At 26.4% G+C, this 7,897-nt stretch carries 6 protein-coding genes; 2 read left to right on the top strand and 4 right to left on the bottom strand.

What is annotated here, in order from left to right:
• Nucleotides 1-37: 37 nt before the first annotated feature.
• From ACTHW2_RS08255 to ACTHW2_RS08240, 4 genes are read right to left on the bottom strand one after another with little or no spacing between them, the layout of a single operon-like run.
• A complete protein-coding gene (locus ACTHW2_RS08255; RefSeq protein WP_442263470.1) occupies nucleotides 38-3,694 on the bottom strand; it encodes a hypothetical protein in 3,657 nt (1,218 codons plus the stop codon).
• A complete protein-coding gene (locus ACTHW2_RS08250; RefSeq protein ID WP_442263469.1) occupies nucleotides 3,672-4,436 on the bottom strand; it encodes a DUF6063 family protein in 765 nt (254 codons plus the stop codon). The genes ACTHW2_RS08255 and ACTHW2_RS08250 overlap by 23 nt, the downstream gene beginning before the upstream one ends.
• Nucleotides 4,437-4,440: 4 nt before the next feature.
• Nucleotides 4,441-5,913, bottom strand: a complete 1,473-nt coding sequence (locus ACTHW2_RS08245; RefSeq protein WP_442263468.1) for a hypothetical protein — start codon at nucleotides 5,911-5,913, stop codon at nucleotides 4,441-4,443.
• Complete coding sequence (locus ACTHW2_RS08240) at nucleotides 5,910-6,983, bottom strand: Wadjet anti-phage system protein JetD domain-containing protein (RefSeq protein WP_442263467.1); 1,074 nt, start codon at nucleotides 6,981-6,983, stop codon at nucleotides 5,910-5,912. Before ACTHW2_RS08240 ends, ACTHW2_RS08245 begins: the two co-directional genes overlap by 4 nt.
• A gap of 249 nt (nucleotides 6,984-7,232) precedes the next feature.
• Here ACTHW2_RS08240 and ACTHW2_RS08235 point away from each other — a divergent pair, with 249 nt between their 5' ends.
• Nucleotides 7,233-7,607, top strand: a complete 375-nt coding sequence (locus tag ACTHW2_RS08235) for a GntR family transcriptional regulator (RefSeq protein WP_442263466.1) — start codon at nucleotides 7,233-7,235, stop codon at nucleotides 7,605-7,607.
• Between the two features lie 2 nt (nucleotides 7,608-7,609).
• A partial coding sequence (locus ACTHW2_RS08230; RefSeq protein ID WP_442263465.1) for an ATP-binding cassette domain-containing protein occupies nucleotides 7,610-7,897 on the top strand: 288 nt, incomplete at its 3' end.

Here is a 7,897-nt window from a genome sequence, read left to right as displayed (position 1 = left end):
GTTTAACATATAGGGTATATCTTTTTAAAGGTGTACCCTATTTTACGCTTACCTTAAATGAAATTAAATTATTATTAAAGTTAATAATATTAGCATCTTTTACTGTAGAAATTATCTTTTCTCTTAGCTTGCTTTCCTCAAGTTTATTTCCTATATTCTTAATAAATTTATCCATAAGCCCTTGTCCATCGCCTATAGTTTTACTAATATTTTTTCTATTACTTTCACAATTTCTTAGCCATTCATCTATTATTAAATCTTGATTTTCTCCAAGTTTGTTTTTTAAAATTTTATTAGTTTTTCCTTTAGCTATTTCAAGATTATATCCTGTTTTTATTTTACTTAAATTTATTTGATATTTTATCTTTCTTTGTTCATTTTCTCTTAATATCTCTTCACATGAAGATATATATCTTTCATTAGATACAATAGCTCTTTTCACTATATTTATCTTACTGTTTATATCCTCTATATCTAATACTGTTGGTGCTTTATTATGAGTTTTTAATATATCTGATTCATTTTTATTTAACTGTTTTTTCATCATTTCTATGTTTCCATTAGTAATATCTAATTTTGATTTAATTTCAATTTTTTCTTTGCCAATATTTTTAATATCTCTTTTTAATTCATTTATTATTATCTCCAATTCATTTAATGCTAAGTTTAAATACTCATACTCAAACCACTTTTCACTTAGTTTTTCTAATTCTTTAATATATCTACGACGGTCTTTTTCTAAAGCTTTTATTTCTGTATCTAAAACAGCTATACTACTATTCTTTGTAGTTATATCTTTTTCTACTAGCTTTCTTTCCCCTAATAAAAAGTTTAATTTATCAGCTTCTATTATAAAAGCCGGCATTTTATGGTTGGAATACTTATTATCTTTTTCATAATTATAAGCAGCATCTTTATATACTTCTTTTACTTCATCAATTATATTTTTAATGCTAAGCTTCCATCTCCAATAAGATTCTTTGGTTTGATCTTGATTATAAGTAATTTCATCACTATCTTCATCTAGTATTATAATATTGTTTTTTATTTCTGCTAATTCTTCCTTTATACTTTCCATTTTAATGTTTTCTGTTTGAACCTCTTGCATTTTTTCCATATACTCTTCTATTTGTATGATAAGATTTTTATTTTCTTCTAATCTTTCTTTATTTTTAGTCAATCTACTTTCTGATTTATTTATTTCGATATTTATATTTGTTTTTTCTTCTTCTATTAATCTAATTTTTTCTAAAATCTCTAATCTCTCATCTTTTTCTTTATCCATTTTTTGTTTTAATATTAATGCTGTATCTTTTATATTTATAATTTTTATTTCTTGAATTATTTGATTTATATTTAATAAGTCTTCTTTAATACTTCTTTCTGTTTTAGTTAAACTTTCTATATTGTATTCCATTTCAGATTTCCAAGCTATATATTTGTCTTCATTTACTAAATCATAAGCCTTGTTTTGTAAAACTTTAAATGGATTATCATTTTTGGAATTCATTTGAGAACGAATGTATATGGGCACCATATTGTTAACAAATAAATTATTACTAGCATTTTTTTGGATTATTTCCCAATCTTTCTGGCTTCCTATAACTAATGAATATAGGAATTCAGGATTAATACTTAATAACTCAATCCTATCTTCTTTATCTATTTTATTTAAATATTCAGGCCCAGTTTGTACATTGATACCTATTTTATTTATTTCTTCTTTTATTAAAAGTATATCTTTATTTGGAATAAAGTAGTCTTCTTTATTTAATAGTTTGTCTATACTTTTTTCCCATATAGTTCTTTGTATAGAGTTCAGTTTAATATCCTTTTCAGATTTAAGGCCTTCTAATTTATCTAGCTTTTTATTAAACCAACTATGTGTAAACAATCCTCCTTCTTGTTCTTCTGTTAGTTGGCTAGCTATTTTTTTAGAAAGTTCCAACTCAGCTTTTGCTTGTTCAATAGTTTTGTTATTTAATAATTCAATAGCCTGTTTTTTGTTTTCTATTTCATAATTAAGCTTTATATTTTCCATATCTAGCTTAGTTAGTCTTTTATTATAAATACTTATTTCATGGCTTAAACTATTAATCTTTTCTTCCAGTTTTTCTTTTGCTTTAATTAAATCTTCTATTATTCTATCAGGAAATCCTAAACTTAAAGCATCGTATGTTTCTTCTAACTTCTTTTTTTTGTTTAACAATTCTTCTTCTTTTAATTCGAATTTGTTCACAGCGTTTTGAAGACTTTCAATTTTGCTTATATATTTGTTTTTCTTATAGTCATTTTCTTTTTTTATATTACTGGTATAGTTAATATAAGCTAAATGTTGGGCTTCTATATTTATCCATCTATTTTTAGTTTTTTCCCATTCTAATTCTATCTCTTCGTCTAGGTCTTCTGCTCTCTTTTTTATATTAGGTATATTTAATGTTCCTATAAGATTTTCTTTTTCTATTGTTTTGCTTTCAACTTCATTTTCTACACTTTTCCTATTATATAAAACTTTATTTATTTCATATAATTTTTTTTCTTTCTTCTTAGCTTCAAATTTTATATTCTTTTTATTTAATTTTGAAGATAAATCGATAGCTTGTTTTTCTTTGGATTTTATATCCATTTTATGTTGATTGTAATACAAGTTATCCTGCCTATACAATAATTCCTCTTTTTCCTGTTTAGATTTTTTAAGTTCATTTTGCCATTTTTCAATTTCTTTATCAATAAATAAATTTTCATCATTTAAAATAAAATATATATCATTTCCTTCATTTATTAATCTTTCTTTAATAGCACTATATCTAGAGCCCATATCTGCATTTATGATTAAAGGTTCTATTCCAATTAAAAGTTCTTTATAGTCTCCTTCTCTTTTTATTAAGATAGGTAAGTCTTTAGTTATAGATAAATTGCTTCTAAACATTTCAACTAAGTTATCCTTATCATCATAGGAATAATTTTTAATATTTTCACTGATAGCTGGAATGATAACTTTATCAAAAATTGATTTATTGTCCCCAGCACCAATAAAATAACCTCCTGAACCACCTTCTGTCCTATTAATAGCTTTTAGATTAAGCCATTCACTCCTATATATCCCTCTGCTTTCTAGATAACTATAATATTCACTATCTTTTCTTCTAACACTTGACTTGCTATATTTTATAAAATCCCTGCTATTGTTATTTATAAAGTCTTCAACTTTATCCAAATCCATACCTTCTTTTGTATCTTTATCATATAAAGGAAGGTTTTCTATTGTGTAAGGACTATTGTTTTCATGTTCATGTGTATATAGGAAGTAAGATAACCCTGTCTTTTCTTCATCATCAGCTGTAGCATTTTTCATTATACCTTTTATAGATATACCAGTTATAAGTCTTTTTTCTGGAACTGTGTCTAATATCCATTCTAAAGCAACATGAAATGTAAATGGATGCAAGTTATTTCTTTGGTCATAAAACATTGATATTACCTTATTTCCATTGTTTTTTCCCCATCTAGTATTAGGTAATAAAATCTGGAATATAAGCTGCATCATAACCCCTTTACCACCACCATTACATAAGGTGAAAAGGCTATGATCAGCTTTGTTATTTTTGCTTAAATCAAAGATAGAATTTTCATGTTCTTTCTGAAGGCCTTCATATCTACAACCAGTTAATCTAATTTTCGATAGTCTGGGCATTGTCTTCTTCCTCCTTAGTAAATTTAATTATTTCCATTATTTCTTTATATCTATCTTTATCATGGTAGAGATGTTCTAATCTCTCATAAAGTTCATCTTTGGGTATTATTAAGTTTTCTTTATGCAGATTTATTATTAACTTTTCTTGTTCTAGAGGTTTTAGAGCTTCATTGATAAATCCCAATCGTGTTTGGGATGATAAGCTAAATCCTAAACCATCTTTTCCTTCTTTAGAATGTGACATTTCAATAGTCCATAGACTATATATTTCATCTATAGAAATAGCAAATTCCTTAGAGAATGTATCTTCTTTCTCATTTCTCTTTTTCCAGGAGTCCAAGGTATTTGTTATAACTTCTTCTAATTTATAGTAAGATATAGCCGCATCTTCAATTCTAAATGAAAAGTTGTTTTCTTTATCAATTTCTGCTAAATAGATACATATAATAATATTTGCCAAATAAAAGTGTCTTTTCCTATCAAGTTTATGATATCTTTTTTTCATATGAGTATATGTAGTTGCAAATATTGAATCTTCTCCTTGTGCTACCAAATGCAAGTTTTGCATAGTTCCAAATACCCTTAATCCCCCTTGTTCAGCCATGCTTTTTACGATTTCTCTAACACTATCATCTTCATAAAACTCATTAGCTAAAATGTCACTATTAGGTAGAATTTTATTATTTAGTAGGTGAAAAAATAGTTCACTTGCTTTGTTTATATCTTCATTTGTATAACTCATATTTTCACTCCTCTATATATATTGTATAAGGGGATATAAATAATTCGTCCCAGTTAAGTTTTTCTTTTACATTTTCTATTTTAGAAAGAACCTTTTTATTTTCTAGGGTTTCTAATCTTGGATTTTTTTTGCATAGTAATTTAAAGAGTTTAAGCCTATCATCTTCGCCTACATATTCTAAGTCTAAAAGAGTTTCAGATATTACAAACATCATAAAAAAATCAATATTTTCCTTTTGACTTAACCACTTATCTTTATCTTCTTCACTTTTTTCATTTAACCACAATATACAATACTCTCCTTTTTCAAGAAGAGATATAAATATTTCTTCATATAGTTCTACCACCAAATCCCAATCAATATCTTTAAATATCCATTCTTCATCTTCTAAAATATATTCTTTCTTTATCTTTCTTTTTTTAGTTTTTACCATTTGCTCAGACCAAGCCCATTCTAAAGGATAAATAAATTCTATTTCTGGAGAAAATAAAGGTGTAATTATACTTTCCAAATCGTCTATATTTTTTAAGCCATTTTTTACTATATGATTTTGCCAAACATCTTTTTTAAAGCTAAGATTTGATATATTCCAGAAGCTTTCTGGATGTTTTACTCTTATTTCCAATTCTAAAGCTAAATTCTCCATAACATGTTTTGCTAGATTATCATGGAGTACTCTTACCCTTTCAAGATCATCAAACATTATTTCAGCTTCTCTTTTTTTATCATCTGGCAGAGATTTATATCTATTTTGCCATGAAAACATATTTTTAAAAACTTTTTGTTCGTCTTCAAATTGTTCTTTAATCTCTTCTTCTGTTTTTCTACCACGTATATTTTTATCAAAGAATATATTTTGTGGCTCTCTTATAATATCACGTCTATATTCTTTCTCCCTATTTATTAAAACTCTAACTCTAGCTATCAAGTTGTCTATACTATTTCTCGCTTTAGAAAAATTTCCTGTTTTAATTAACTGTAAAGTATAAAATTGCTCTAAATCGAATCCAAATTCTTCTAGGATTTCACGGGTTATAAAAATCATTTCTTGGCTTTCTTCAGATAACATATATACTGTGGATCCACCTTGATCCCAGTGGCTATGTTCTCTGTCTACTTTAAAATATCTAAATATGTATTCTTCTTTAGCTCCTTCATTTTCACTATATATTTTACTACTAAAGCCTTCTTGTTTATTAGGTTCTCTGTACCAGAGAGTACCATCTACAATCCTTTCTATAACTTCCCTGTCACAGTTTAGACTCATATCTCTAATAATTTTTTCTGTTATAAATACCATATCATTTCGTGTTCTATTTGGATTTTCACTAATTTCTCTTTTAAAAACATTGTGTATAAGTAAAAAACATATTTCATATGCATATTCATTTAATTCACCCAAGTCCATACCAGTACCTAACATACGTATAGGTTGTAGTTTTTTCATTCTATTGAAGAAACCTTTTTCTATAGTCATTTTTTCACCTTCTGTAGATATTCATAATTTATAAGTTCTTGAGGTATTCTAAAATTTCCATCCCAGATTTGTTTAATTTTAATAAGACTAGTATCATCTAAAAAAGATTTTATTTCCTCTAAAAAGGTTTCTAAATATATTTCTTTTTTCTTTTGCTCTCCTAAAGGATAGTGTCTATCACTTATTGATATTAAGTGTTTATAGGCTTCATATTGAAGCTTGATCCTTACCTTTGGATATCTTTTTTTCAGTCTGCTATATATACCAAATCCTTCAGAGTCAATATCACCAAAATATAAAACCTCTACTTTTGAAATATCTGCAAGCTCTTCTAGAAAAGAAAAACTTTTTTCTATCTTTTTACCCCCACCATATATAATAATATCTGGTAGGAAACCAAATATATTGCTTCCGTCTTCTGCAATTCTTTTATATGTAAAAAATGTAGAGTGGTTTTCTAGAATTATTATGTTTTTAATCTCTTTTATGCCGCGATTCCAATAAACAAACATTTCACCATATCTTTTCATCTTTAAATCTTCGTAGGAAAGTTTTAGTCTACTTAATATGCCGTATTTTCCCTTTGCTGTTTCTTTTCTGCCAGTTAAAAACTTCTCATTGTAAAATAGTTCTAATGATCTTTCTTCCACACTAGAGTACTGTCGTGAATTTCTATATTTTAAGAAATTATATATATTCTCAATATATTCCCACTCTAAATCTGTTTGATACTTTGGATTGCTTATATAGTAACTAAAGTTTAGTAGGTCTGAAAATTGAAGTATTTTTGTTTTATCCCATCTATTGGTTTCTTCTTTCGATATGATTTCCCATCTAATCTTTAATCCTGGACTCAATCCATTATAAGGGGAAGATTTTATTTCTTTTATATATTCTTTTTCCTTAAGCAAATTAATCGCCTCATAAAATTTAAAATATCCACCGTTTCTTGAATAAGAATTGTATCCTTTATAACTATCTATAATATAATCTTCTAAGGTATCCAAATCAAATCTCTTTCTATTTTTCTTTTTAATTTTAAATATAAAACCTTCTATTTTCTTTTCCATAAAATCATCCTTAATATTAAAGTTTCATGAAGTTTTCGCAATAATCAATTTTATTATATTACATAATCAGGTAAATGTCTTATATATTCATTAACTTTTTCCACTACCTTGTAAACTTACATATTTTTTAAAAAAATCCTAACTTAGATTAATATTATTTTCTATTTTTTTCTTGACAACTGTATATGCTAATCATATACTGTATATACACACTATGAACAGTTAAATATAAACTTGTGAGGTGAAGATGTGAAAATTATAATTTCAAATTCTTCTTCTAGTCCTATTTACGAGCAAATAGCTAGTCAAATAAAGTCTATGATTATAAAAGGCCAAATGGATGTAGGAGATAGTCTTCCTTCTATTAGAGGCTTGGCTCGTAATCTTCAGATATCTGTTATTACTACTAAAAGAGCTTATGAAGAACTAGAGAAGGAAGGATTTATAGAAACTATGCAAGGAAAGGGCTCTTTTGTTGCTATGCAAAACAAGGAGCTTTTAAGGGAAAAGAAACTAAAAATTATAGAAGATAAGTTAACCGAAGTAGTTAAGGATTCTAAACTGCTTGGTATAGACTTTAAAGAAATAGAAGAAATGTTAAAAATATTATTTGAGGAGGTTTAAGTATGCTAAAAGTTACTAATTTAAATAAGAAGTTTAAAGGTTTTGAACTTGAAGACGTATCATTTGAACTTAAAAAAGGTTATATAATGGGTTTTATAGGCCCTAATGGCTCTGGAAAAACTACTACTATAAAGTTAATCATGAACCTTTTAAAAAGAGATTCTGGATCGATTGAGGTCTTTGGAAAGGATAATATAAAATTTGAAAGAGAAATAAAGGATAGAATAGGTTTTGTTTATGATGAGTCTTATTTTTACCAAGACTTAACCATCAAACAAATGAAAAATATT

This window comes from Tissierella sp. (assembly GCF_052089545.1).
GTDB lineage: Bacteria > Bacillota > Clostridia > Tissierellales > Tissierellaceae > Tissierella_A.
Note: the sequence above shows the minus strand (reverse complement) of the source record. Positions and strands in the feature narration are given on the sequence as shown.

Excerpts from the sequence above, each read along its gene's own strand:
- ACTHW2_RS08250 (WP_442263469.1), bottom strand. The coding sequence starts at position 4,436 with ATGAGTTATACAAATGAAGATATAAACAAAGCAAGTGAACTATTTTTT.
- ACTHW2_RS08240 (WP_442263467.1), bottom strand. The coding sequence starts at position 6,983 with ATGGAAAAGAAAATAGAAGGTTTTATATTTAAAATTAAAAAGAAAAAT.
- ACTHW2_RS08255 (WP_442263470.1), bottom strand. The coding sequence starts at position 3,694 with ATGCCCAGACTATCGAAAATTAGATTAACTGGTTGTAGATATGAAGGC.
- ACTHW2_RS08245 (WP_442263468.1), bottom strand. The coding sequence starts at position 5,913 with ATGACTATAGAAAAAGGTTTCTTCAATAGAATGAAAAAACTACAACCT.